The sequence below is a fragment of the Enterobacter sp. BWH52 genome, assembly GCF_001037565.1.
Taxonomy (GTDB): Bacteria; Pseudomonadota; Gammaproteobacteria; order Enterobacterales; family Enterobacteriaceae; genus Enterobacter; species Enterobacter hormaechei_C.
In genome coordinates, this window is sequence record NZ_KQ089854.1 from 2966507 (window position 1) to 2992355 (window position 25849).

Annotated in this window: 19 protein-coding genes and 1 riboswitch; of the genes, 15 read left to right on the top strand and 4 right to left on the bottom strand. The window is 56.9% G+C overall.

Features of this window, described 5'->3' with window-relative positions:
- Window positions 1-85 precede the first annotated feature (85 nt).
- From SK47_RS14075 to yegS, 10 genes are all read left to right on the top strand, one after another.
- Window positions 86-1288: an MdtA/MuxA family multidrug efflux RND transporter periplasmic adaptor subunit gene (locus tag SK47_RS14075; RefSeq protein ID WP_048244546.1), complete on the top strand. Its 1203-nt coding sequence runs from the start codon at window positions 86-88 to the stop codon at window positions 1286-1288.
- Window positions 1288-4410 carry an MdtB/MuxB family multidrug efflux RND transporter permease subunit gene (locus tag SK47_RS14080; RefSeq protein ID WP_022651491.1) on the top strand — a complete coding sequence of 1041 codons (3123 nt, stop codon included), beginning with the start codon at window positions 1288-1290 and terminating at the stop codon, window positions 4408-4410. The genes SK47_RS14075 and SK47_RS14080 overlap by 1 nt, the downstream gene beginning before the upstream one ends.
- Window positions 4411-7488, top strand: coding sequence for a multidrug efflux RND transporter permease subunit MdtC (gene mdtC / locus SK47_RS14085; protein WP_045346757.1), 3078 nt, complete (start codon window positions 4411-4413; stop codon window positions 7486-7488).
- Window positions 7489-8904 carry an MFS transporter gene (locus SK47_RS14090; protein ID WP_003862087.1) on the top strand — a complete coding sequence of 472 codons (1416 nt, stop codon included), beginning with the start codon at window positions 7489-7491 and terminating at the stop codon, window positions 8902-8904.
- Window positions 8901-10304: an envelope stress sensor histidine kinase BaeS gene (gene baeS / locus SK47_RS14095; RefSeq protein ID WP_006811258.1), complete on the top strand. Its 1404-nt coding sequence runs from the start codon at window positions 8901-8903 to the stop codon at window positions 10302-10304. Before SK47_RS14090 ends, baeS begins: the two co-directional genes overlap by 4 nt.
- Window positions 10301-11023, top strand: a complete 723-nt coding sequence (gene baeR / locus SK47_RS14100) for an envelope stress response regulator BaeR (protein ID WP_045346758.1) — start codon at window positions 10301-10303, stop codon at window positions 11021-11023. The genes baeS and baeR overlap by 4 nt, the downstream gene beginning before the upstream one ends.
- 606 nt (window positions 11024-11629) lie before the next feature.
- Window positions 11630-12991 carry a prephenate-dependent tRNA uridine(34) hydroxylase TrhP gene (gene yegQ / locus SK47_RS14105; RefSeq protein WP_022651495.1) on the top strand — a complete coding sequence of 454 codons (1362 nt, stop codon included), beginning with the start codon at window positions 11630-11632 and terminating at the stop codon, window positions 12989-12991.
- 411 nt (window positions 12992-13402) lie between these two features.
- Window positions 13403-14368: a hypothetical protein gene (locus SK47_RS24150; protein WP_032609677.1), complete on the top strand. Its 966-nt coding sequence runs from the start codon at window positions 13403-13405 to the stop codon at window positions 14366-14368.
- Between the two features lie 7 nt (window positions 14369-14375).
- Window positions 14376-14981, top strand: coding sequence for a hypothetical protein (locus SK47_RS14115; RefSeq protein ID WP_022651497.1), 606 nt, complete (start codon window positions 14376-14378; stop codon window positions 14979-14981).
- Between the two features lie 170 nt (window positions 14982-15151).
- Entirely contained in the window at window positions 15152-16051 is a 900-nt protein-coding gene (gene yegS / locus SK47_RS14120; RefSeq protein WP_023314523.1) for a lipid kinase YegS, read from the top strand.
- A 397-nt stretch (window positions 16052-16448) separates the two neighbouring features.
- Here yegS and fbaB read toward each other — a convergent pair whose 3' ends face one another.
- On the bottom strand, window positions 16449-17501 hold the full coding sequence (fbaB, locus tag SK47_RS14125) for a class I fructose-bisphosphate aldolase (RefSeq protein WP_000129585.1): 1053 nt from the start codon (window positions 17499-17501) through the stop codon (window positions 16449-16451).
- Between the two features lie 248 nt (window positions 17502-17749).
- On the opposite strand from fbaB, the gene SK47_RS14130 reads away from it, so the two are divergent.
- Genes SK47_RS14130 through SK47_RS14140 form a run of 3 tightly spaced genes read left to right on the top strand, consistent with a single transcriptional unit; the run spans window position 17750 to window position 20978 of the window.
- Window positions 17750-19027: a nucleoside permease gene (locus SK47_RS14130; RefSeq protein WP_045331192.1), complete on the top strand. Its 1278-nt coding sequence runs from the start codon at window positions 17750-17752 to the stop codon at window positions 19025-19027.
- Window positions 19024-20028 (top strand): ADP-ribosylglycohydrolase family protein, encoded by a 1005-nt coding sequence (locus tag SK47_RS14135; RefSeq protein ID WP_032609678.1) that lies wholly within the window; start codon window positions 19024-19026, stop codon window positions 20026-20028. The genes SK47_RS14130 and SK47_RS14135 overlap by 4 nt, the downstream gene beginning before the upstream one ends.
- Window positions 20025-20978: a PfkB family carbohydrate kinase gene (locus SK47_RS14140; RefSeq protein WP_045896154.1), complete on the top strand. Its 954-nt coding sequence runs from the start codon at window positions 20025-20027 to the stop codon at window positions 20976-20978. The genes SK47_RS14135 and SK47_RS14140 overlap by 4 nt, the downstream gene beginning before the upstream one ends.
- Here the strand turns inward: SK47_RS14140 and SK47_RS14145 are convergent.
- From SK47_RS14145 to thiM, 3 genes are read right to left on the bottom strand one after another with little or no spacing between them, the layout of a single operon-like run.
- Window positions 20952-21698 (bottom strand): GntR family transcriptional regulator, encoded by a 747-nt coding sequence (locus SK47_RS14145; protein WP_003859242.1) that lies wholly within the window; start codon window positions 21696-21698, stop codon window positions 20952-20954. The genes SK47_RS14140 and SK47_RS14145 overlap by 27 nt on opposite strands.
- 42 nt (window positions 21699-21740) lie before the next feature.
- The gene (gene thiD, locus SK47_RS14150; RefSeq protein ID WP_023324951.1) at window positions 21741-22541 is read right to left on the bottom strand and encodes a bifunctional hydroxymethylpyrimidine kinase/phosphomethylpyrimidine kinase; all 801 of its coding nucleotides are present in this window, start codon (window positions 22539-22541) and stop codon (window positions 21741-21743) included.
- Complete coding sequence (gene thiM, locus SK47_RS14155; protein WP_032609682.1) at window positions 22538-23308, bottom strand: hydroxyethylthiazole kinase; 771 nt, start codon at window positions 23306-23308, stop codon at window positions 22538-22540. The genes thiD and thiM overlap by 4 nt, the downstream gene beginning before the upstream one ends.
- 35 nt (window positions 23309-23343) lie before the next feature.
- A riboswitch (TPP riboswitch) is annotated at window positions 23344-23440 on the bottom strand.
- A 616-nt stretch (window positions 23441-24056) separates the two neighbouring features.
- Between thiM and SK47_RS24420 the strand changes: the two genes are divergently transcribed.
- Together SK47_RS24420 and SK47_RS14170 are read left to right on the top strand one after the other, a co-directional pair.
- Window positions 24057-25148, top strand: coding sequence for a YadA-like family protein (locus tag SK47_RS24420; protein ID WP_075262102.1), 1092 nt, complete (start codon window positions 24057-24059; stop codon window positions 25146-25148).
- Window positions 25149-25333: 185 nt separating this feature from the next.
- A complete protein-coding gene (locus tag SK47_RS14170; protein WP_045345872.1) occupies window positions 25334-25777 on the top strand; it encodes a hypothetical protein in 444 nt (147 codons plus the stop codon).
- Window positions 25778-25849 lie beyond the last annotated feature (72 nt).

The following is a 25849-nucleotide window of genomic DNA, read 5'->3' on the forward strand; positions in this document are numbered from 1 at the left end:
CCATATTTCCTCCATTTTTCCACTGTGTTACCTGACTAAACTAGTATCATTCCCCGAAAGAGTTTCAGGATGAGAACGTATAACGATGAAAGGCAGTAACAAATCCCGCTGGGCAATCGCCGCTGGTCTGATTGTGGTGGTCCTGGCCGCCGCCTGGTACTGGCACAGCCAGTCCGCGAACTCCACGGCACCTGCTGGCGCCAGTAGCCCCTCACATCGCCCAACGGGCGGCGGGCGCCACGGTATGCGCGGCGGTGCGCTGGCACCGGTGCAGGCGGCAACGGCGGTGAATAAAGCGGTGCCTCGTTATCTCTCCGGGCTGGGAACCATCACTGCCGCCAACACCGTGACGGTACGTAGCCGCGTGGACGGTCAGCTGATGGCCATCCACTTCCAGGAAGGTCAACAGGTGAAAGCGGGCGATCTGCTGGCGGAAATCGATCCAAGCCAGTTTAAGGTGGCCCTGGCGCAGGCGCAGGGGCAACTCGCGAAAGACAAAGCCACCCTCGCCAATGCCCGCCGCGATTTAGCCCGCTATCAGCAGTTGGTAAAAACCAACCTCGTGTCGCGCCAGGAGCTGGATACCCAGCAATCTCTGGTCAGTGAATCTCAGGGCACCATCAAGGCCGACGAAGCCGCGGTCGCCAGCGCCCAGCTCCAGCTCGACTGGAGCCGGATCACCGCGCCGATTGACGGCCGCGTGGGCCTGAAACAGGTTGATATCGGGAACCAAATCTCCAGCGGCGATACCACGGGCATCGTGGTGATCACCCAGACGCACCCTATCGATCTCGTCTTTACCCTGCCGGAAAGCGACATTGCGACGGTGATACAGGCGCAGAAGGCCGGAAAATCGCTGGTAGTTGAAGCCTGGGATCGCACCAACAAGCAGAAGCTGAGCGAAGGTTCGCTGTTGAGCCTGGATAACCAGATCGACACCACCACCGGCACCATCAAGTTAAAAGCACGCTTCTACAATCAGGACGATGCCCTGTTCCCGAATCAGTTCGTCAATGCGCGAATGCTGGTCGCGACCGAAGAAAACGCCGTGGTGATCCCGACGGCGGCCCTGCAAATGGGCAGTGAAGGCAACTTTGTCTGGGTGCTGAACAGCGAAAACAAGGTCAGCAAACACCTGGTGAAAACCGGGATCCAGGACAGTCAGACGGTGGTGATCAGCGCCGGGCTGTCCGCAGGCGACCGCGTCGTAACCGACGGTATTGACCGGCTGACCGAAGGGGCGCAGGTCGAGGTGGTGGAAGCGCAGAATACAGGAGCAAAAGCCTGATGCAGGTGATGCCGCCGAGCTCTACAGGTGGGCCATCACGCCTGTTTATTTTACGACCGGTTGCGACGACCCTGTTGATGGTGGCGATCCTGCTGGCCGGGATCATTGGCTACCGTTTTCTGCCCGTGTCGGCGCTGCCGGAAGTGGACTACCCGACTATTCAGGTTGTCACCCTCTATCCGGGCGCCAGTCCGGATGTGGTGACATCCGCCATCACCGCCCCGCTGGAGCGTCAGTTTGGCCAGATGTCTGGCCTGAAGCAGATGTCCTCCCAGAGCTCGGGCGGCGCCTCGGTCGTCACACTTCAGTTCCAGCTCGCCCTGTCGCTGGACGTCGCGGAACAGGAGGTGCAGGCCGCCATTAACGCCGCCACCAACCTGCTGCCGTCTGACCTGCCGAACCCGCCGGTTTACAGCAAGGTGAACCCGGCAGACCCGCCGATCATGACGCTTGCCGTCACCTCCTCCGCCATGCCGATGACGCAGGTGGAAGACATGGTCGAAACCCGCGTGGCGCAGAAGATTTCGCAGGTGACCGGCGTCGGGCTGGTGACGCTCGCAGGGGGACAACGCCCCGCGGTGCGCGTTAAGCTCAATGCCCAGGCCATTGCCGCGCTGGGGTTAACCAGCGAAACCATTCGCACCGCCATCAGCAGCGCCAACGTTAACTCAGCGAAGGGCTCGCTGGACGGCCCGACCCGCGCGGTCACGCTCTCCGCCAACGACCAGATGCAGTCCGCCGATGAATACCGTCAGCTGATTATTGCCTACCAGAACGGCGCACCGATCCGCCTGGGCGACGTGGCAACCGTCGAACAAGGCGCGGAAAACAGCTGGCTCGGGGCGTGGGCCAATAAGCAGCAGGCGATTGTCATGAACGTTCAGCGCCAGCCGGGCGCGAACATTATTGATACCGCCGACAGCATTCGCACCATGCTGCCGCAGCTGGTGGAAAGCCTGCCAAAATCGGTCAGCGTGAAAGTGCTCTCTGACCGCACCACGAATATTCGCGCGTCAGTGACTGACACCCAGTTCGAGCTGATGCTGGCGATTGCGCTGGTGGTGATGATCATCTACCTGTTCCTGCGCAACGTTCCGGCAACCATCATTCCCGCCGTTGCCGTGCCGCTCTCGCTGGTCGGGACGTTCGCGGTAATGGTATTTCTCGACTTCTCGATTAACAACCTGACGCTGATGGCGCTCACCATCGCCACCGGGTTTGTGGTGGACGACGCCATCGTGGTAATCGAAAACATCTCGCGCTATATCGAGAAAGGTGAAAAGCCGTTAGCCGCCGCGCTGAAGGGCGCGGGGGAGATCGGCTTTACCATTATTTCGCTCACCTTCTCGCTGATTGCGGTGCTGATCCCGCTGCTGTTTATGGGCGATATCGTCGGGCGGCTGTTCCGCGAGTTTGCCGTGACGCTGGCGGTCGCCATTCTGATCTCTGCCGTGGTGTCGCTGACGCTGACGCCGATGATGTGCGCCCGCATGCTGAGCCACGAATCTTTGCGCAAGCAAAACCGCTTCTCCCTCGCCTCCGAGCGGATGTTCGAGCGTATTATTGCCGCCTACGGCCGCGTGCTGGCGAAAGTCCTGAACCATCCCTGGGCGACGCTCGGCGTGGCCCTCGGCACGCTGGCGCTCAGCGTCATGCTGTGGATTTTCATTCCGAAAGGCTTCTTCCCGATTCAGGACAACGGCATTATTCAGGGCACGCTTCAGGCGCCACAGACGGTCTCCTTCGCCAACATGGCGCAGCGCCAGCAGCAGGTGTCTGAGATCATCATGAAAGATCCGGCGGTGGAAAGCCTGACTGCCTACGTGGGCGTGGACGGCACCAACCCGTCGCTTAACAGCGCGCGCCTGCAAATTAACCTTAAACCGCTCGATGACCGTGACGATCGCGTCAACGCGGTTATTGAGCGTCTGCAAAGCGCTGTGGCGCGCGTACCGGGCATTGAGCTGTATCTGCAACCGATCCAGGATTTAACCATTGATACGCAGGTGAGCCGCACGCAGTACCAGTTTACGCTCCAGGCCACCTCGCTTGATGCACTCAGCACCTGGGTGCCGCAGCTGGTGGACAAGCTGAAAGCACTGCCGCAGATTTCTGACGTCAGCAGCGACTGGCAGGATAAAGGGCTGGCGGCGTACGTGAACGTCAACCGCGACACCGCCAGCCGTCTGGGCATTACCATGTCCGACGTGGATAACGCGCTGTATAACGCCTTTGGCCAGCGCCTTATCTCCACCATTTACACCCAGGCGAACCAGTATCGCGTGGTGCTGGAACATAACACCGAGAACACGCCCGGGCTTGCCGCGCTGGACTCGATACGCCTGACCAGCAAAGACGGCGGGATTGTGCCGCTCAGCGCCATTGCCAGCGTGGAAGAGCGTCACACCCCGCTGTCGATTAACCATCTCGATCAGTTCCCATCCACCACCATTTCGTTCAACGTGCCGGACGGTTATTCCCTGGGCGAAGCGGTGGAGGCCATTCTGGGTGCGGAGAAAGAACTCAGCTTCCCGTCCGATATTCAGACCCAGTTCCAGGGCAGTACTCTGGCGTTCCAGGCCGCGCTGGGCAGCACCGTCTGGCTGATTGTCGCGGCGGTGGTGGCGATGTATATCGTGCTTGGCGTGCTGTATGAAAGCTTTATCCACCCGATCACCATTCTCTCCACCCTGCCGACGGCGGGCGTGGGGGCACTGCTGGCGCTGATGCTGGCGGGGAGCGAACTGGACGTGATTGCGATCATCGGCATCATTCTGCTTATCGGCATCGTGAAGAAAAACGCCATCATGATGATCGACTTTGCGCTGGCCGCCGAGCGCGAGCAGGGTATGGCGCCGCGCGAGGCCATTTACCAGGCCTGTCTGCTGCGTTTTCGCCCGATCCTGATGACCACCCTCGCCGCCCTGCTGGGCGCGCTGCCGCTGATGCTGAGCACCGGCGTGGGGGCCGAACTGCGCCGTCCGCTGGGCATCGGGATGGTCGGCGGCCTGCTCGTAAGCCAGGTGCTGACGCTGTTTACCACGCCGGTTATCTACCTGCTGTTTGACCGTCTGGCCCTGTGGACGAAAAGCCGCTTCCCGAAACGTGAAGAGGAGGCGTAAGTGAAGTTTTTCGCCCTCTTCATTTACCGTCCGGTGGCGACGATTTTACTCTCCGTCGCTATCACCCTGTGCGGCGTGCTGGGCTTCCGGCTGCTGCCGGTGGCCCCGCTGCCGCAGGTCGATTTCCCGGTGATCATGGTCAGCGCCTCGCTGCCGGGTGCCTCGCCGGAAACCATGGCCTCATCGGTGGCGACGCCGCTTGAGCGCTCGCTTGGTCGAATTGCCGGGATTAACGAGATGACCTCCAGCAGTTCGCTGGGCAGCACGCGCATCATTCTGGAATTCAATTTCGACCGGGACATCAACGGCGCGGCGCGTGACGTGCAGGCCGCGATTAACGCCGCCCAAAGCCTGCTGCCGAGCGGCATGCCGAGCCGTCCAACCTATCGCAAGGCCAACCCCTCCGACGCGCCGATCATGATCCTGACGCTCACGTCAGAGACCTACTCCCAGGGCGAGCTGTACGATTTTGCCTCCACCCAGCTGGCGCAAACCATCGCCCAGATTGACGGCGTGGGCGACGTGGACGTCGGCGGCAGCTCCCTGCCCGCCGTGCGCGTGGGGCTGAATCCGCAGGCGCTGTTTAACCAGGGCGTGTCGCTGGACGACGTGCGTTCCGCCATCAGCAACGCCAACGTGCGTAAGCCGCAGGGCGCGATTGAGGACAACAGCCACCGCTGGCAGATCCAGACTAACGACGAGCTGAAAACCGCCGCCGAGTATCAGCCGTTGATTATTCACTACAACAACGGCGCGGCGGTGCGCCTGAGCGACGTCGCCAGCGTCACCGATTCGGTGCAGGACGTGCGTAACGCCGGGATGACCAACGCCAAACCGGCGATTTTGCTGATGATCCGCAAGCTGCCGGAAGCCAACATCATTCAGACGGTGAACAGCATCCGCGCGCGCCTGCCGGAGCTTCAGGAAACGATTCCGGCGGCCATCGATCTCCAGATTGCGCAGGACCGCTCCCCCACCATCCGCGCCTCGCTTGAGGAGGTAGAGCAAACGCTGATCATCTCCGTCGCGCTGGTGATCCTGGTGGTGTTCCTGTTCCTGCGCTCGGGGCGCGCGACGCTGATCCCGGCGGTGGCGGTGCCGGTATCGCTGATAGGCACCTTTGCCGCCATGTACCTGTGCGGCTTTAGCCTTAACAACCTGTCGCTGATGGCGCTGACGATTGCCACCGGGTTTGTGGTGGATGACGCCATCGTGGTGCTGGAGAATATCTCGCGCCATCTGGAAGCGGGCATGAAGCCGCTCCAGGCGGCGCTTCAGGGGACGCGCGAAGTGGGCTTCACGGTCCTGTCCATGAGCCTGTCGCTGGTAGCGGTATTCCTGCCGCTGCTGCTGATGGGCGGCCTGCCGGGGCGACTGCTGCGCGAATTTGCCGTCACGCTTTCCGTCGCCATTGGTATCTCACTGGTGATTTCGCTGACGCTGACGCCGATGATGTGCGGCTGGATGCTAAAGCGCAGCCAACCGCACTCGCAGCCGCGCAGGAAAGGCTTTGGCCGCGTCCTGATGGCGATGCAGTCCGGCTACGGCAAATCGCTGAAATGGGTGCTGAACCACACGCGTATTGTCGGGCTGGTGCTGATCGGCACCATCGTCCTCAACGTCTGGATGTATATCACCATCCCGAAAACCTTCTTCCCGGAGCAGGATACCGGCGTGCTGATGGGCGGCATTCAGGCGGACCAGAGCATTTCGTTCCAGGCGATGCGCGGCAAACTGCAAGACTTTATGAAAATCATCCGGGAAGATCCGGCCGTGGATAACGTCACCGGCTTTACCGGCGGCTCGCGCGTTAACAGCGGGATGATGTTTATTACCCTTAAGCCGCGCGGTGAACGTCACGAAACGGCGCAGCAGATCATTGACCGCCTGCGGCTGAAGCTTGCCAAAGAGCCGGGGGCAAATCTGTTTTTGATGGCCGTTCAGGATATCCGCGTCGGCGGACGACAGGCTAACGCCAGCTATCAGTACACCCTGCTCTCGGATGACTTAGCCGCCCTGCGCGAGTGGGAGCCGAAGATCCGTAAAGCGCTGGCCGCGCTGCCGCAGCTGGCGGACGTGAACTCTGACAGCCAAAACAACGGTGCGGAGATGGCGCTCACCTACGATCGTGAAACCATGGCCCGCCTGGGCATTAACGTGGAGGCGGCCAACAGCCTGCTGAACAACGCCTTCGGGCAGCGTGAAGTCTCTACCATCTATCAGCCGATGAACCAGTACAAGGTGGTGATGGAGGTGGATCCGCGCTACACCCAGGACATCAGCGCGCTGGACAAGATGTTTGTGATCAATGATGACGGTAAGGCGATTCCGCTGTCGTACTTCGCCAGCTGGCAGCCGTCGAACGCCCCGCTGTCGGTGAACCACCAGGGGCTTTCCGCCGCCTCGACCGTCTCGTTTAACCTGCCAACCGGCTCGTCGCTGTCTGAGGCCAGCGATGCCATTAATCGCGCCATGACCCAGCTCGGGGTGCCCTCCTCGGTGCGCGGCAGCTTTGCCGGTACGGCGCAGGTGTTCCAGGACACCATGAACTCGCAGGTTATTTTGATTCTGGCGGCCATTGCCACGGTTTATATCGTGCTGGGCGTGCTGTACGAAAGCTACGTGCACCCGTTGACCATTCTCTCCACGCTTCCCTCTGCGGGCGTGGGGGCGCTGCTGGCGCTGGAGCTGTTCGGTGCCCCATTCAGTCTTATCGCGCTTATCGGGATCATGCTATTGATTGGCATCGTGAAGAAAAACGCGATAATGATGGTCGACTTTGCCCTGGACGCCCAGCGCAACGGCAACCTGACGCCGGACGAGGCGATATTCCAGGCCTGTCTGCTGCGTTTTCGCCCGATCATGATGACCACGCTGGCCGCGCTGTTCGGCGCGCTGCCGCTGGTCATATCCGGCGGTGACGGCTCTGAACTACGCCAGCCGCTGGGGATCACGATCGTTGGCGGCCTGGTGATGAGCCAGCTGCTGACGCTCTACACGACGCCGGTCGTCTATCTGTTCTTTGACCGCCTGCGGCTGCGTTTTTCGCGTAAAAAGAGAACCACGGTGACCGAGTAAATGACCGACCTACCCAGTAACGTTCGCTGGCAATTGTGGATCGTCGCGTTCGGCTTCTTTATGCAGTCGCTGGACACGACTATCGTGAACACCGCCCTCCCCTCGATGGCGAAAAGCCTGGGGGAGAGCCCGCTGCACATGCATATGGTGATTGTCGCCTACGTGCTGACGGTCGCCGTGATGCTGCCTGCCAGCGGCTGGCTGGCGGATAAAGTCGGCGTGCGAAACATCTTCTTCACCGCCATTGTGCTGTTTACCACCGGGTCGCTGTTTTGCGCCCAGGCCAATACCCTCGACCAGCTGGTGATGGCGCGCGTGCTACAGGGCGTCGGCGGCGCGATGATGGTACCCGTCGGGCGGTTAACGGTGATGAAAATTGTTCCGCGCGCGCAGTATATGGCGGCGATGACCTTCGTCACCCTGCCCGGTCAGGTCGGCCCGCTGCTTGGCCCGGCGCTGGGCGGGATTCTGGTGGAGTATGCCTCCTGGCACTGGATCTTCCTGATCAACCTGCCGGTCGGTATTATCGGCGCGATTGCCACCCTGACGCTGATGCCGAACTATAAAATGCAGACCCGGCGCTTTGATTTCTTTGGCTTCATCCTGCTGGCAGCTGGCATGGCGACGCTTACCCTCGCGCTCGACGGGCAAAAAGGGCTGGGGATCTCCTCCCTGTCGCTCGCCCTGCTGGTAGCGCTGGGTGTCACCGCCATTCTCTGGTATCTGTGGCATGCCAGAGGTAACGCTAACGCGCTGTTCAGCCTAAATCTGTTCAAGAATCCCACCTACCGTCTTGGTCTGTTCGGCAGCTTTGCCGGACGCATCGGCAGCGGCATGTTGCCGTTTATGACGCCGGTATTTTTACAGATTGGGATGGGCTTCTCGCCGTTCCATGCCGGGCTGATGATGATCCCGATGGTACTTGGCAGCATGGGGATGAAGCGTATTGTGGTGCAGGTGGTGAACCGCTTTGGCTATCGCCGCGTGCTGGTGGCCGCCACGATCGGGCTGGCGCTGGTCTGCCTGCTGTTTATGGCCGTGGCGCTGCTGGGCTGGTACTACATCCTGCCGCTGGTGCTGTTCTGCCAGGGGATCATCAACTCCATGCGCTTCTCGTCGATGAACACCCTGACGCTGAAAGATCTGCCGGACGAGCTGGCAAGCAGTGGTAACAGTCTGCTGTCGATGATCATGCAGCTCTCCATGAGCGTGGGGGTCACGGTCGCCGGATTGCTGCTCGGCATGTACGGTCAGCACCATCTCAGCGCCGACACCCCCGTCGCGCATCAGGTCTTTTTATACACTTACCTCAGCATGGCGGTAATTATCGCTCTGCCCGCTTTTATCTTTGCCAGAGTGCCGAATGACACGACCAAAAACGTCGTGATCCGACGCGGCAAAAGGAGTGCACCATGAAATTCTGGCGTCCGGGGATCACCGGTAAGCTTTTTGTGGCGATTTTCGCCACCTGTATCGTCCTGCTGATTACTATGCACTGGGCGGTGCGGGTCAGCTTTGAGCGCGGCTTTATTGACTACATCAAGCACGGTAACGAACAGCGTTTACAGGGCTTAAGCGACGCGCTGGGGGAACAGTATAGCCTGCACGGTAACTGGCGTTTTCTGCGCAACAACGATCGCTTTATATTTCAAATTCTGCGCTCGCTGGAGCACGATAATGACGACGACCGTCCGGGACCGGGCATGCCGCCGCACGGCTGGCGCACCCAGTTCTGGGTAATTGATCAGGAGATGCGCGTGCTCGTTGGCCCACGCTCTCCGGTACCGCCGGACGGCACAAAGCGCGCCATTACCTCGAACGGCGCCACGGTGGGCTGGGTTATCGCCTCCCCGGTCGAGCGGCTGACGCGCAACACCGACATCAACTTTGACCGCCAGCAGCGTCAGACCAGCTGGTTGATTGTCGCGCTTTCTACCCTGCTTGCTGCGCTCGCCACCTTCCCGCTGGCGCGCGGCCTGCTGGCGCCGGTTAAGCGCCTGGTGGAAGGCACGCACAAGCTGGCGGCGGGTGATTTCTCGACCCGCGTGGACACCCGCAGCCAGGATGAACTGGGCAAGCTGGCGCAGGACTTCAACCAGCTCGCCAGCACGCTGGAAAAAAACCAGCAGATGCGCCGCGATTTTATGGCCGACATTTCGCACGAGCTGCGCACCCCGCTGGCGGTGCTGCGCGGCGAGCTGGAGGCGATTCAGGACGGCGTGCGGCAGTTCACCCCCGAGTCCGTGGCCTCGCTTCAGGCGGAAGTCGGTACGCTGACCAAGCTGGTGGACGATCTGCATCAGCTGTCCATGTCCGACGAAGGCGCCCTGGCTTACCAGAAAGCACCGATCGATGTGATCAATATCCTTGAAGTCGTGACCGGCGCATTCCGCGAGCGCTTCGCCAGCCGTGACCTGAAAATCAACCTTTCGCTGCCGGACAGCGCGGTGGTGTTCGGCGACAGAGATCGCCTGATGCAGCTGTTCAATAATCTGCTGGAGAACAGCCTCCGCTACACTGATGGCGGCGGCGCGCTGCATATCTCCGGCAGGCAGGAAAACGGGCGCTTTGCCCTGACCTTTGCGGACTCCGCCCCTGGCGTGAAGGATGCGCAGCTGGAAAAACTGTTCGAGCGCTTCTATCGCACCGAAGGTTCACGCAACCGCGCCAGCGGCGGTTCCGGCCTTGGGCTGGCCATTTGCGTTAATATTGTGGAGGCCCATGGCGGCACCATCCGCGCCGCCCATTCGCCTTTTGGCGGGGTTAGCATTACAGTAGAGTTACCTCTGGAACGGGATTTATCGAGGGAAGCATGACCGAGTTACCGATTGACAACAACACACCGCGTATTTTGATCGTGGAAGACGAGCCTAAACTTGGGCAACTGCTGATCGACTATTTGCGCGCTGCGAGTTACGCGCCAACGCTTATCAGCCACGGCGACCAGGTGCTGCCCTACGTGCGCCAGACGCCGCCGGATCTGATCCTGCTGGATCTGATGCTGCCGGGTACCGACGGCCTAACCCTGTGCCGCGAAATTCGTCGTTTCTCCGATGTGCCCATCGTGATGGTGACGGCCAAAATCGAAGAGATCGATCGTCTGCTGGGGCTCGAAATCGGCGCCGACGATTACATCTGCAAGCCTTACAGCCCGCGGGAGGTGGTCGCTCGGGTGAAAACCATCCTCCGCCGCTGTAAGCCGCAGCGTGAATTGCAGGTGCTCGATGCGCAAAGCCCGCTGATCGTCGACGAAAGCCGTTTCCAGGCGAGCTGGCGCAGCAAACTTTTGGATCTCACCCCCGCAGAGTTTCGCCTGTTGAAAACGCTCTCCCACGAGCCGGGCAAAGTGTTTTCCCGCGAGCAGCTGCTCAACCATCTGTATGACGATTACCGCGTGGTGACCGACCGCACCATCGACAGCCACATCAAAAACCTGCGCCGCAAGCTGGAGGCGCTGGACGCCGACCAGTCGTTTATTCGCGCGGTGTACGGCGTGGGGTATCGCTGGGAAGCGGATGCGTGCAGGATTGCCTGAATAACCCCCCTCACCCTGCCGTCTCCCCAAAGGGAGAGGGTTCCCCAGCAATTTGAAAGCAAAAGCTATAACGTTGCCTCAGAATAACTGAGGGCTTTCAGCGATGCCTCGGTCCGGCTGTAAATCGCTGAGGCGTTTCCTGTAGGCCGGGGCGAGGCGCAGGGATGCGCCGAGAGGGCGGGCTTTACAGGGATGTTACCTCCGCCCGTCCCCGATAAGCCGGAAGGAATAAGCCGAAGACACCGCGAAGCGGCGATTTTCCGCCGGAAGCCCGGGTCGCCAGGGTGGTGGCGACTGAGCCACCCTGGCACGTTCACCGGCCATGTCGTGACAGAGTAGCAAGGAACATAACGTGAACGGAATGACCACCAGAGCCGTATGTTCCCCCTCACCCCAGCCCTCTCCCTCAAGGGAGAGGGGGCCGTCTGTGCAGGCATTATTTTGTGGGGAACCCTCAGCCCCAAAGGGGAGAGGGTTAGGGTGAGGGGCAAAGCTTTACCTCTCTTCCCCGCAGCGCTACAATGCCCGCCCTTAAAGTGGGGGATCTCCCCTTACCGCTGCACCAGGTGCATGCGGATCTGACCTGTCATCAGAACGAGAACAAACATGTTTAAACCGGAACTTCTTTCCCCGGCGGGAACGCTGCAAAATATGCGTTACGCTTTCGCCTATGGTGCCGACGCCGTTTACGCGGGCCAGCCGCGCTACTCGCTGCGCGTGCGTAACAACGAATTCAACCACGAGAATCTTCAGCTCGGCATCAACGAAGCGCATGCCCTGGGCAAAAAATTCTACGTGGTGGTGAACATCGCGCCGCACAACGCCAAGCTGAAAACGTTCATTCGCGACCTGAAGCCGGTCGTGGAGATGGGGCCGGACGCGCTGATCATGTCGGACCCGGGTTTAATCATGCTGGTTCGGGAGAATTTCCCGGAGATGGACATTCACCTCTCAGTGCAGGCTAACGCCGTCAACTGGGCAACGGTGAAATTCTGGAAACAGATGGGGCTGACCCGCGTCATTCTGTCCCGCGAGCTGTCCCTCGAAGAGATCGAAGAGATCCGCACCCAGGTGCCGGATATGGAGATCGAAATCTTCGTTCATGGCGCGCTGTGCATGGCCTACTCCGGCCGCTGCCTGCTCTCTGGCTATATCAACAAGCGTGACCCGAACCAGGGCACCTGCACCAACGCCTGCCGCTGGGAATATAACGTTCAGGAAGGCAAAGAGGATGACATCGGTAACATCGTGCATAAACACGAGCCGATTCCGGTCACCAACGTTGAGCCAACGCTGGGAATTGGCGCGCCTACCGACAGCGTGTTTATGATCGAAGAAGCCAAACGTCCGGGTGAGTACATGACCGCCTTCGAAGACGAGCACGGCACCTACATCATGAACTCTAAAGATCTGCGCGCCATCGCGCACGTCGAGCGTTTAACCAAGATGGGCGTACACTCCCTGAAAATTGAAGGCCGCACCAAGTCTTACTACTACTGCGCCCGTACCGCACAGGTATATCGCAAAGCCATCGACGATGCCGCTGCCGGTAAACCGTTCGACACCAGCCTGCTGGAAACGCTGGAAGGTCTGGCGCATCGCGGCTATACCGAAGGTTTCCTGCGTCGTCACACTCACGACGACTACCAGAACTACGAGCATGGCTATTCGATTTCCGAACGCCAGCAGTTTGTAGGCGACTTCACCGGCGAGCGTAAAGGCCCGCTGGCCGCCGTCGCCGTAAAAAACAAATTCACTAAAGGCGACAGCCTGGAGCTGATGACGCCGCAGGGCAACATGAACTTCCGACTGGAGCACCTGGAAAACAAAAAAGGTGAGGCGATTGAGGTCGCACCTGGCGACGGCCATGTGGTCTGGCTGCCGGTTCCTGAAGAGGTGGAGCTGGAGTTTGCGCTGCTGATGCGTAATTTTGAAGGTGAAAATACCCGAAATCCACACGGCAAATAGTCAATCAACGGGATTTTTTCACGCTGGGATAATTCTTAGAATCGGATCACATACCGCTTCGTTCAATACGGGTATTATCCCCCCCGCTGAAAAACATAACCCATAAATGCTAGCTGTACCAGGAACCACCTCCTTAGCCTGCGTAATCTCCCTTACGCGGGCTTATTTTTTTTGTTAACTCCTGAAATTTTTCCCCCTGATAAATATGGCGTTGCATTGACCCGGGAAAGGTTTGTGTCAGCATTAGGCGTATCATCTAAGCAAATCGAACGAACAAAGGATCCTAATCACATTTTTTAATGGATTTGAGAGGGATGAACACTATTCGGAACATTCCTAATTTTAAGTGTTAACAGGACCTTTACTCTTGATTTATTAACAATCAACGTTTCACACGGACGGAGAGATGAAGTGACATTCACAGGACAATTTTCAAAGGATCTTCCAGATTACGAACTCGCACGCAGTCTTGGTCTTGCCTCTGGCGGCGATATAAATTTCACAGCACTTGCAGGTCAACTGGACTGTAGCAGAAATTTTAGCCAGGCCGGGATTATCTACTCAGACGGTACACGTCAGTGGCTAGTACGGCCATCAAGAAGGATTGCGACACCAAACGAAAGCTCGGTTAGTCATGTAGTCATAACCAAAGTAAATGCCGCATTAGTTAACCCTGTTCAGGCAACAACGGCGACGATTAATTCCCCTTCCCTGGCAACTGAAATTGGTTCAACGGCAATTTCCTGCGGAGCCGCAATTCTTACTGTTGTACTTGCGGCAGGGGCCGGTATGGCTATACCTCTCACTGCAGGGTCTTCCGGTGCTATAGCCGCTGTGATTTTAGCCGGTGGTGTAGCAACTGGAATTCAATGTGCAAATGGGCTTGGCCGACTATCGTTGATTGCTATGAATCATGATGATTACGTTGCGTGGATGGACTCCCAGGAGTGGTATACAGCAACCAACACAGCCCTGGATGCGATTTCTCTTGCCGGGGCTGCTGCGGGTTTAAAAAGCGCTGCATTAACATATCGCCTTCTTAACCGTTCATCGTCTGAGAGTTTGCTCTCCTTATTACAAAAAATGAGCCGGGCCGACCGTACGCGATTAACAGAGGAGATTATTCGTATCCGCAATCCCGGCATCTCGAATTCAGGTGTAAAAGCAGCAATGAAGGCAGGCGTGTATCCCAAACGTTATCCGTCAGAAGCGTTGCAGTTGCTCTTACAGCGTGAGTTGCTGAATACCATTTCAAATTCTTCTGCCTTCGTTGGAAGTGCCATCTCAGGAAATATCAGAAATCCACAGAATGTTGCACAAACGGGTAAATACATTTTTGGTTTAATTCAGTCTTTTTCATTTACAGGAAGTTATTGACCCGTCCATGATGAAATACATTAAAGATAGCCTTGCATTAAGTGCTTTGGTTAAAAGTAAAATGGCGACCGATGATCTCAACCAGCTTGAAACTTTAAAAGAACAGTTAAAAGATCGGTTCGGCGTTCCTGTGGGCGTCCATATGACAGGAATTCCTTTGGCAGTGAGCACGTTACTGGCTATTTTTTGCTACGCCATGCTGCAAGTGTCCCTCTGGTTGTTGCTGTTTCGCTGGCTCGGCTTACCCGAATTTAAGGTTATGATGGGAGTATTCATTGCAGCGATTGTGTATTGTCTGGTAGTGATGAGCACGATGTTTCTGACTACACGAGGTTCTTTACCTGGATATAAACTGCATATTTTCGTCATTACGCTGACAGGCATAATGAGCATCATTTATTTCATCTGGACGGGGATTTCGCTTTTATTCGGCCCTGTTGAGAACTACACACCGCAAATAACCTCTTTGCTGGGGCTGGGATGTTTCTTTCTGAACATTATGTGGATGAATTCATCGATTTTTTACCGCTCCATTGCGCTAACGCTACATAATCGGGTCTGGCGTAAGCAGCTCAAAATCGAGGCAAGGCCAATGTCACACCTCAAACGTTGACCACAATAGTCAATTGAGCGGCAGTAGTATGCACTGTAAGCGCTACGGGGTTCTTTAGTCGATTTCAAAGCCCTTACGCGGGCTTATTTTTTGCCTTTCATCCTGTTCTTACCCGCTTTTTCCCTCTCTGGGATACACTCTTTCTATAGCTAAAAAAGGGAGCAACCCGGATGGCAACCTATCCAGACAGTTTATTAATTCTTAACGGCAAGAGTGCAGGCAACGATCTGCTGCGCCAGGCGATTACCGAATTGCGTGAAGATGGCGCGCGCATTCACGTGCGGGTGACCTTTGAAAAAGGCGATGCGGCGCGCTATATCGATGAAGGTATCAGGTTAGGCGCTGAGACCATCATTTCCGGCGGCGGCGACGGAACGATCAACGAGATCGCCGGTGCGCTCATTGACCTCAACGCCGCAGCTCGCCCGGCGATGGGGATTTTACCGCTCGGTACCGCCAACGATTTTGCCACCAGCGCCGGTATACCTGAGGATTTAGGCAAAGCACTGCAACTGGCTATCCTCGGGAAAGCGACCGCCGTCGATATTGCGCAGGTGAATGAAAGAACCTGCTTTATCAATATGGCAACGGGCGGTTTCGGCACGCGGATCACCAGCGAAACACCGGAAAAACTGAAAGCCGCGCTGGGCGGCGTCTCGTATCTCATTCACGGCCTAATGCGCATGGACACCCTCAAGCCCGACAGCTGTGAAATTCACGGTGAGAACTTCCACTGGCAGGGCGACGCGCTGGTGATTGGTATCGGCAACGGGCGGCAGGCGGGGGGCGGTCAACAGCTTTGCCCGGAAGCATTGATCAACGACGGTCAATTACAGCTGCGTATTTTTACCGGCGACGGGCTGCTGCCTGCGCTGTTTACGACGCTGACGCAGCCAGAGGAGAGCCCCAATATCATCGACGGGAAATCCGCGTGGTTTGAAGTGATCGCCCCACACGGCATGACCTTTAACCTCGACGGAGAGCCGCTCAGCGGCGAGCGATTCCGCATTGAGGTCTTGCCCGGGGCGTTGCAGTGCCGATTGCCGCCGGACTGCGTGCTGTTGCGCTGATTTTTTACAGCGTGCGCGATAATGCCCTCTCCCCACAGGGCTGAGGGTTCCCCAGTAATTTGAAAGCAAAAGCGATAACGTTGCCTCAGAATAACTGAGGGCTTTCAGCGATGCCTCGGTCCGGCTGTAAATCGCTGAGGCGTTTCCTGTAGGCCGGGGCGAGGCGCAGGGATGCGCCGAGAGGGCGGGCTGTACAGGGATGTTACTTCCGCCCGTCCCCGATAAGCCGGAAGGAATAAGCCGAAGGGACCGCGAAGCGGCGATTTACCGCCGGGAGCCCGGGTCGCCAGGGTGGTGGCGACTGAGCCACCCTCTCCCTCAAGGGAGAGGGGGCCGTTTGTGCAGGCATTATTTTGTGAGGAACCCTCAGCCCACGGGGGAGAGGGATACGGTGGCGTCAGGCAATCGTGACTTTACTGTCCAGATAGACATCCTGAACCGCATTAATCAGCTTCACGCCGTCGGCCATGGATTTTTTAAACGCCTTACGGCCCAGGATCAGCCCCATACCGCCCGCACGTTTGTTAATGACCGCCGTGCGCACCGCGTCGGTCAGGTCGGTTTCACCGCCTGCCGCACCGCCGGAGTTAATCAGCCCGGCGCGGCCCATGTAGCAGTTCGCCAGCTGGTAGCGCACCAGATCGATCGGGTTGTCGCTGGTCAGCTTGCTGTACACGCGGTCGTCGGTATAGCCAAAGTTCACCGCTTTATAGCCGCCGTTATTCTCGGCCATTTTCTGCTTCACGATGTCCGCGCCGATGGTTGCCGCCAGGTGGTTTGCCTGACCGGTCAGATCCGCTGATACGTGGTAATCCACGCCGTCTTTCTTGAATGACGCGTTACGCAGATAGGCCCACAGCACGGTTACCATGCCCAGCTCGTGGGCACGCTCGAACGCCGCGGAGATTTCTTCAATCTGACGTCGCGACTGTTCAGAGCCGAAATAGATGGTTGCCCCGACCGCCACCGCGCCCATGTTGAACGCCTGCTCGACGCTGGCGTACAGCGTCTGGTCATATTCGGTTGGGTAGCTCAGGGTTTCGTTGTGGTTCAGCTTGACGAGGAACGGAATGCGGTGAGCATAGCGGCGAGAAACGGAGGCCAGCACGCCATACGTCGATGCCACACAGTTACACCCTGCTTCAATCGCCAGCTCGACAATGTTTTTCGGGTCAAAGTAGAGCGGGTTAGCAGCAAACGACGCTCCCGCCGAGTGCTCTACGCCCTGGTCAACGGGCAGAATGGAGAGATAGCCGGTCCCGCCCAGACGGCCGGTATTGTAAAGCGTCTGCATGTTTCGCAGTACGGCAGGCGGACGGTTGTTGTCGACCATGACCCGGTCTACGTAATCATGGCCAGGCAGATAAAGCTGGTCGGCTGGAATGGTCATACAACGATGCTGTAAAAGGCTGTCGGCGTCTTTGCCAAGCAGCTGCGCAATATCAGTCATAGTGATGCTCCCGTAAGTCCGACATGATGTCGGAGCGTGTGATCCAAGCCCACGTTTTTGCAGGCAGAGTAAGCCTGGTACCGACTTAACCTATTTTCCACCATTTGCAACTTTTTTAAGCACAATCTGCTGGCTCGTTTCGTGTACAACATTTTTGTTACACTGATCAAACAATCGCCTTAAAGGTATTTAAAAGGTATTATCACATGGTATGTTACATGCGTACCTCTGACATGCAGGATTAAAAAATGAAAACGAAAGTCCAACTGTCATTCATGATGTTCGTTGAATGGTTTATCTGGGGCGCATGGTTTGTGCCGCTGTGGCTGTGGCTGAGTAAGAGCGGGTTTACCGCCGGGGAAATTGGCTGGTCGTATGCCTGTACCGCGATTGCCGCGATCCTCTCTCCTATCCTGGTCGGCTCGCTGACGGACCGTTTCTTCGCCGCCCAGAAAGTGCTGGCCGTGCTGATGTTCGCTGGCGCGATTCTGATGTATTTCGCAGCACAGCAAACCCAGTTCAGCACCTTCTTCCCGCTGCTGCTGGCCTACTCCCTGACCTATATGCCGACCATCGCGCTGACCAACAGCATCGCCTTCGCAAACGTCGATGACGTAGAGGCTGATTTCCCGCGCATCCGCGTGATGGGCACCATCGGCTGGATTGCCTCCGGCCTGGCGTGCGGCTTCCTGCCGCAGATAATGGGCTATAGCGACATCTCTGATACCAATATTCCGCTGCTGATGACCGCTGCCAGCTCCCTTCTGCTCGGCGTCTTCGCGCTGTTCCTGCCGAATACCCCGCCGAAGAGTACCGGCAAGCTGGATTTCAAAGTGATGCTGGGGCTGGATGCGCTGATCCTGCTGCGCGATAAAAACTTTCTGGTGTTCTTCTTCTGCTCTTTCCTGTTCGCCATGCCGCTGGCCTTCTACTACATCTTTGCCAACGGCTATCTCACCGAAGTGGGGATGAAAAACGCCACCGGCTGGATGACCCTCGGCCAGTTCTCTGAAATCTTCTTCATGCTCGCTCTGCCGTTCTTTACCAAACGCTTTGGTATTAAGAAGGTCTTGCTGCTGGGCCTGATCACCGCCGCCATTCGCTACGGTTTCTTTGTTTACGGCGGCGCCGAGCAATACTTCACCTACGCCCTGCTGTTCCTCGGCATTCTGCTGCACGGCGTAAGCTATGACTTCTATTACGTCACCGCGTACATCTACGTGGATAAAAAATCGCCCGTGCATATGCGCAACGCGGCGCAGGGCTTGATCACGCTGTGCTGTCAGGGCTTTGGTAGCCTGCTGGGTTACCGTCTCGGCGGCGTGATGATGGAAAAAATGTTCGCATATAAAGAGCCGGTGAATGGGCTGACCTTCAACTGGGCCGGAATGTGGACGTTTGGTGCAATCATGATTGTGGTGATTGCCGTGCTGTTTATGCTGTTTTTCCGCGAATCGGATAAAGAGATCACCGCAATTGAGGTGGTTGATGGCGATACCGCGCTGACACGAGGGGAAGTTAAATGAAACAAGACCGTATTCTCGGTGCTCTTTACGGGCAGGCGTTAGGGGATGCGATGGGGATGCCGTCGGAGCTGTGGCCGCGCAAGCGGGTGAAAGCGCACTTCGGCTGGATCGACCGTTTCTTACCCGGCCCGGCTGAGAATAATGCCGCCTGTTACTTTAAGCAGGCCGAATTTACGGATGATACGTCAATGGCGCTGTGCCTGGCCGACGCGATTATCGAATGCGACGGGGAAATTAACCCTGACGTTATCGGTAAGCATATTCTGGACTGGGCGCTGGATTTTGACGCGTTCAATAAGAATGTGCTCGGCCCGACCTCCAAAATTGCCCTGAACGCCATCCGTGACGGCAAGCCGGTGAGCCAGCTGGAGAACAACGGCGTCACCAACGGTGCGGCGATGCGCGCCTCCCCGCTGGGATGCCTGCTGCCGGCCACGCGTCTGGCGCACTTTGTGGAACAGGTTGCGTTAGCCTCCAGCCCGACCCATAAATCGGATCTCGCCATCGCCGGTGCGGTGGTGATCGCCTGGGCGGTTTCACGCGCTATCGACGGCGAGCGCTGGCATCACATCGCCGATGCCCTGCCGGGTATTGCCCGTGCGGCGCAGGAGGCGAACACGACCACCTTCAGCGCATCGCTTTCCGCTCGTATTGAGCTGGCCCTGAAAACCGTGCGCGAAGCCAACGGTACCGAGTCCGCCAGCGAGCAGATCTATCAGCTTATTGGCGCGGGCACGAGCACCCTTGAGTCCGTTCCGGCGGCGATTGCGATGGTCGAACTCGCGGGCACCGATCCGAACCGCTGCGCGGTGTTATGCGCCAACCTGGGCGGTGATACTGACACTATCGGCGCGATGGCAACAGCTATCTGCGGCGCGCTGCACGGTGTACAGGCCATTGATCCGGCACTCAAAAACGAACTTGATGCCGTAAACCGGCTCGATTTCGGCCACTACTGTGAAAAACTGCTGCACTTCCGGGAGCACAGGGAGGGCGTATGAGTGCTTTTGCCCGCCGTCTCGAAACCCTTCACGCCACGCGTCCCGTAACGGTGCTCGGCGCGGCGGTCATCGACGTGATTGCCGACGCCTACGCCCTGCCCTGGCGCGGGTGTGATATCGAACTGAAGCAACAGGGAGTGAATATTGGCGGCTGCGCGCTGAATATCGCCATCGCTCTAAAGCGGCTCGGCATTGCTGCGCAAAACGCGCTTCCTGTCGGCCACGGCGTGTGGGCCGATATTATCCGTAACGCCATGGCGAAGCAGGATCTGCACAGCGCCGTGGAAGCGGAAACGGGTGATAACGGCTGGTGCCTGGCGCTGGTGGAGCCTGACGGTGAACGGACCTTTATGTCGTTCAGCGGCGTGGAGAATCAGTGGCAGCAGCGCTGGCTGGACGGGTTAAGCGTGCCGGCAGGGAGCCTGATCTCTTTGTCCGGCTACCAGCTGGCGTCCCCCAGCGGTGAGCTGCTGACGGCCTGGCTGGAAAGTCTTCAGGATGCGACGCTCTTTATCGATTTCGGTCCGCGCATCGCGGATATTCCCGACCCGCTGATGGCAAGGATTATGGCCTGCAAACCGATTGTCTCGCTTAATCGTCAGGAGGCGGAACTTGCCGGAGAATGGCTTGGCGTAAGCGTGGAAGAGCTCGGCACACGGTGGCAGCAGAGGTTTGGCGCTGCGCTGATCATACGCCATGATAAAGACGGGGCGGTCTGGTATGACGGTGACGCTTCCGGACACGTTCCGGCGTTTCCTGCTACCGTGGTCGATACCATCGGCGCGGGTGACAGCCATGCGGGAGGTACCCTTGCCGGTCTGGCCGCGGGATGGTCACTGCCAGAGGCGGTGCAGCTTGGCAATGCCGTAGCCGCCTGGGTAGTCAGCCATCGCGGTGGCGACTGCGCCCCCACGCGCGAGGCCCTACTCCTCGCACACAAAGACGTATAGGTCGCTGCGGCAGTAGCTGATGCTGTACTCAATTGGCCGGTGCTGTTGATCGAGCGCGACTTGCTTGATCACCAGCACCGGTATCTTATCGTCCATCTTGATATGCGCCTGAAACTCGCTGTCCGGCATCCGGGCGCTGACGCGGGACCGGGTGCGCTGCGGAAAGATATTCTGGCTGCGGAAGTAATCATAAAGCGAGACGCCAATGTCGTCCGGGTTGGGAATTAATCCTACTGGTACCCAGGACTCCTCTATCGATACCGCATCGTCATCCACATAGCGGATGCGCTTAAGCAGAAATACATCACTGTCTGGCGCAAGGGAAAGGTGGCGGGCGATCTCCTCCGGACATTTCACGACGCGTTTATTGACCCACAGCGTGTTGGGCGTTTTGCCCCGCAGCACCACCTGCTGAGAAAACCCGCGCGCCTCTTTTAGCGAATATTCAAAGATATTGTTGATTTGCGTCCCGTATCCACGCGCGCGGGTGACGACGCCAGCCTCTTCCAGCGCCTGCATCGCTTTACGCACCGTAATGCGCGACACACCGGCAAGCTGGCTCAGATCGCGCTCGCCAGGCAAAATATTACCGTGCGCGAGCACGCCGCTGCGTACCGCGTTTTTAACCGTTTCGGCAAATTTCAGATACAGCGGCGTGTTGTCCGGTGCGGCAATTCGTTCCTTGAGTTGAGCAATTAACCGGGTATGCGCTTGTTCCATCTCTGTTTTTCTCTGGCATAAGGTTTTATGCCAGTATACGGCTTACCACCATGCATGAAAATGGTGAACCGGCCCAATACCGTGACCCACTTCCAGAGAATCGGCTTTTGCCAGCGCGTCCGAGAGCCAGATCTTCGCCTCCTGTACCGTATCCGCCCAGTTCGCGTTTCGGGGACGCAGCGCCGCCAGCGCCGCCGAGAGCGTACAGCCCGTGCCGTGGGTGTTTTTGGTCCGTACGCGCGGGGCGGTGAAACGTTGCGCGCCATCGTGGGTGAAGAGCCAGTCCGGGCTTTCTGCATCATCGAGATGACCGCCTTTCATCAGTACCGCGCGACACCCCATCGCCAGCAGCGCATTGCCCTGCTCTTTCATTTCACGTTCGTTTTGCGCGTGTGGCGCATCCAGCAGCGCGGCGGCCTCAGGCAGGTTTGGCGTGATCAGCGCCACCTGCGGCAGCAGCTTTTTACGCAGGGTGTCGACGGCCGAGGCGGAAAGCAGCGGATCGCCGCTTTTGGCCAGCATCACGGTATCGAGCACCACGTTTTTTATCTGATAACGTTTGAGACGTTCCGCGACCGCTTCAACAATGTCCGCCTCTGCGAGCATGCCAATTTTGGTGGTGTCGATACGTACATCGCTGAATACCGAATCCAGCTGTGCGGCGACAAAATCCGGCTCAATGCGATACACCGACTGTACACCGCGCGTGTTTTGCGCCACCAGCGCGGTGATAACCGAACATCCGTAAGCGCCGAGCGCAGAGAAGGTTTTCAGGTCTGCCTGGATCCCCGCTCCGCCGCTGGGATCGGTTCCCGCAATAGTCAGGGCATTTATGCGTGTCATACCTGTTCCTCCAGCGCGTAAAGCGCGTCCAGAAACGCGGAGGAAAAGCTGCCGGGCCCCCGGCTTTGAGTCAGGGCAACTGACCCTGCGCGCTTCATAAAGCCGCAGGCAGCCGTCGCGTTATCAAGCCTGTCGCCAGGCAGCGAGCAGCAGGCGGCGACGACCGCCGAGAGCGCACAGCCAGTTCCTACCACGCGGGTCATCAGCAGGTCGCCGCCCGCGACCGTACGGGTTCGCTGACCATCAGTGATGTGATCCACTTCTCCTGTGACGACCACAACGGCATGGGTCTGACGGGCGAGCGTCTGCGCAGCGGTCAACGCGCTCGCTGCCGTATCGGTGGAATCAACCCCCCGCCCGCCCGCACTCATTCCGGCAAGGGCGAGGATTTCGGAGGCGTTTCCACGAATGGCCGCAGGTTTAAGGGATAATATTTGCTGGCAAAAACGGGTGCGGAACGCCAGCGCGCCAACCGCAACCGGATCCAGAACCCAGGGTGTGCCCGCGGCTACAGCGCTCTCAATAGCCCGACGCATCGACTGGGCGCGCGGTGCGGTGAGTGTACCCACGTTGATGAGCAGAGCATCGGCAAGCGCGGCAAACTGTTCCGCTTCCTCGGCTTCGATCACCATTGCCGGGGAAGCGCCCAGCGCGAGCAGCACGTTGGCGGTGAAGGTCTGCACGACATCGTTGGTCATACAGTGCGTGAGCGGGGAACGGGTTCGGAATTGATGTAAAACGTGTGAGTCGAGCAGGTCAGGCTGCATGGTTTCGCTCCTGCCGTGCGTGAAGAAGCGATGACCGGGTAGGCATCTGACTTCCCTACGCTGGCATTATCCAGATCAGGTAATACGGGTATTTCTCAGCCTTCACAAAGAAGGGCACCCCGAGTCAAATTACTTATAAAACAGTTACTTACAAAATGGCGTTTCGTAGTCATGTAGTGTAACCGGGGGGTAACCCGGGTGCAAGGAGTTTTGGGCTGTCCGTTAACCCCCTGTAACGAACAATAAACGACAAGATATTAACTACGCTCAATATGTATACATTATTGTTCAGTTAATTATCCCGCCATATTTGTTAAGAACTCATTAAATATAATATTCACTTTCTGTGCTGAGAAATTTTATTTTTATCCATAATGACTCACCGGGAGTAATTTTATAAGACAGCCCACCTGCTTTCGTATGAAATAAACTCAGGCATCAATGTAAACATTTATTTTGCAGAAATTTATTTCTGTCAATTACTTAATCTGACCCTCTCATTTCCCTCGTCATTTTCACTTTAATGTTTACATTAATAACAACCGCAAAATAACTTTTACGCCCTCGGAACTATTTATAGTATTTATGACTTAGATCAACATCATTGGTTTGCGTTTAATTGATAGTTCACTCGCGTTACTAAATAAGATTTAGACAACCTTCAACCGTTTTTTAAATCCAAAAAAATAAAGCTGTTCAGCTTCAGTATTTTCGATAATTAATGATGTGAGCTTTTTAAATGAAATCTATGAATAAAAACTTTACTGCTATTTTTGTAATGGGCATTGTCTTAGCGGGTACAATGAGCCAGGCTGAAGCCGCGAATACGGTTTGGGACGATCAGCAAATCACCAATATTGTAAATGACCATCAGGATCAAATTACACAAAACAACGCTGATAGTATTAACCGTGATAGCGCAACGGATAACCGCTTAACGCAGGTTAACGACGACCTTCAGTCCACAAAACTAGGCGTGTTAGTCGTGGATAAAATGGCTAACGACGCACATCAGAAAGCGTTGCTTGCTGGCGCACTTGCCGATACCGCCAGTCTGAAAAGTGAGACGGCCTTACAGGGTGTGGCGACTAACGGCACAGCCATTATCAACCTTCAACACGTCGATAATATTCAGGATAGCCGCCTTACTGCTCTCGAAAATGCACCTAAACCCATCAACGGTGCAGATGGAGCGAAAGGTGATAAAGGGGATACCGGTGTAACTGGCGCGAAGGGTGATAAAGGGGATACCGGCGCGACTGGCGCAAAGGGCGATAAAGGGGATACCGGTGTAACTGGCGCGAAGGGTGAAAAAGGCGATGCTGGCGCGACAGGTATGAAAGGTGATAAGGGTGATACTGGCGCACAAGGCATTGCGGGAAGAAACGGTCGCGACGGTGCAGACGGTCATAACGGTAAAGATGGTGTGACAACCACCGTGACACAACGACAGCTGGATACAGCTACCCAGGCGAAGGTCGCTAAAAATAGCATGGCTGTTACTGCCGCCACGCAGGATCTGCAAGCCACCAGGCAGTCATTACAGGCAATGAATACTAACACCAGCCAGCAATTTAAATCTCTGCGTGATGAAGTGGACAATAATAAGAAGCAGGCTAATGCCGGTATTTCAGGGGCGATGGCGATGGCGGGTTTGCCACAAGTGCAAACCAATCAGCGCGTCATGTTCTCTGCTGGTGGTGCGACTTACAACGGTGAGAGCGCGCTTGCTGTCGGTGCGTCCGTTAACTTTAATTCCCATGTCATCGCGAAAGTGAGCTTCTCAGATGACACTGCGAATAATATGGGCGCTTCGGTTGGGATTGGTATGGGCTTTTAAAGCGTAAAACAATCGTCGGGACAAGTATAAAACCTCATTTTAACGGATGAGCATTTCGTTGATACAAAAAGATGTCTAAATATATTTTTATTTCGGTAGCCCTGTATCTAATGCTGATTTCGGTCGGGATCTGGATCGGCGTGATGTATGTCTCCTGGTATTTGTGTCGTTTTTAAGGCAATAAAATGAAAAAATTAATGATGTTAGTCATAAGTGGTACCGTGCTTGCAGGTTGTGTCTCGCCTGCGCACGCCATAAACGCCCATTATCGCGCTCAATTAGAACGTTCGGGATGCACGCAAATTAGCGCTGGCGATGGCTCTTGCGATGTCAGCAAAACCAAAGCGGAAAACACGGCACAACACGAACCAACGGCATCCGTTCACGATCCCCTGCGTGAAGCCTCGTTCTCGTCGGATACGGTTAACGCCACGCTTTCTAACGGCTTTTTTAGCGCTACCGTGAACGGCAAAAAAGCCAGCGTTAAACGTCTGAATGCGAATTTCTATGAGATCCATGGTAACGGTTTTGTGATATCGATAAGCCTGGATGAAAACGGTATTACGGACGCGTCATGGAATAAAACGAAGGGACGCGAACACGGCGTTTTACGCATTAGTCAGAAATAAACAGCGTAAGGAGGCTCTCTGCCTCCTTTTCGCCTGCCAATCGCACGATTTGTCACACTCTTTTGTCTGATT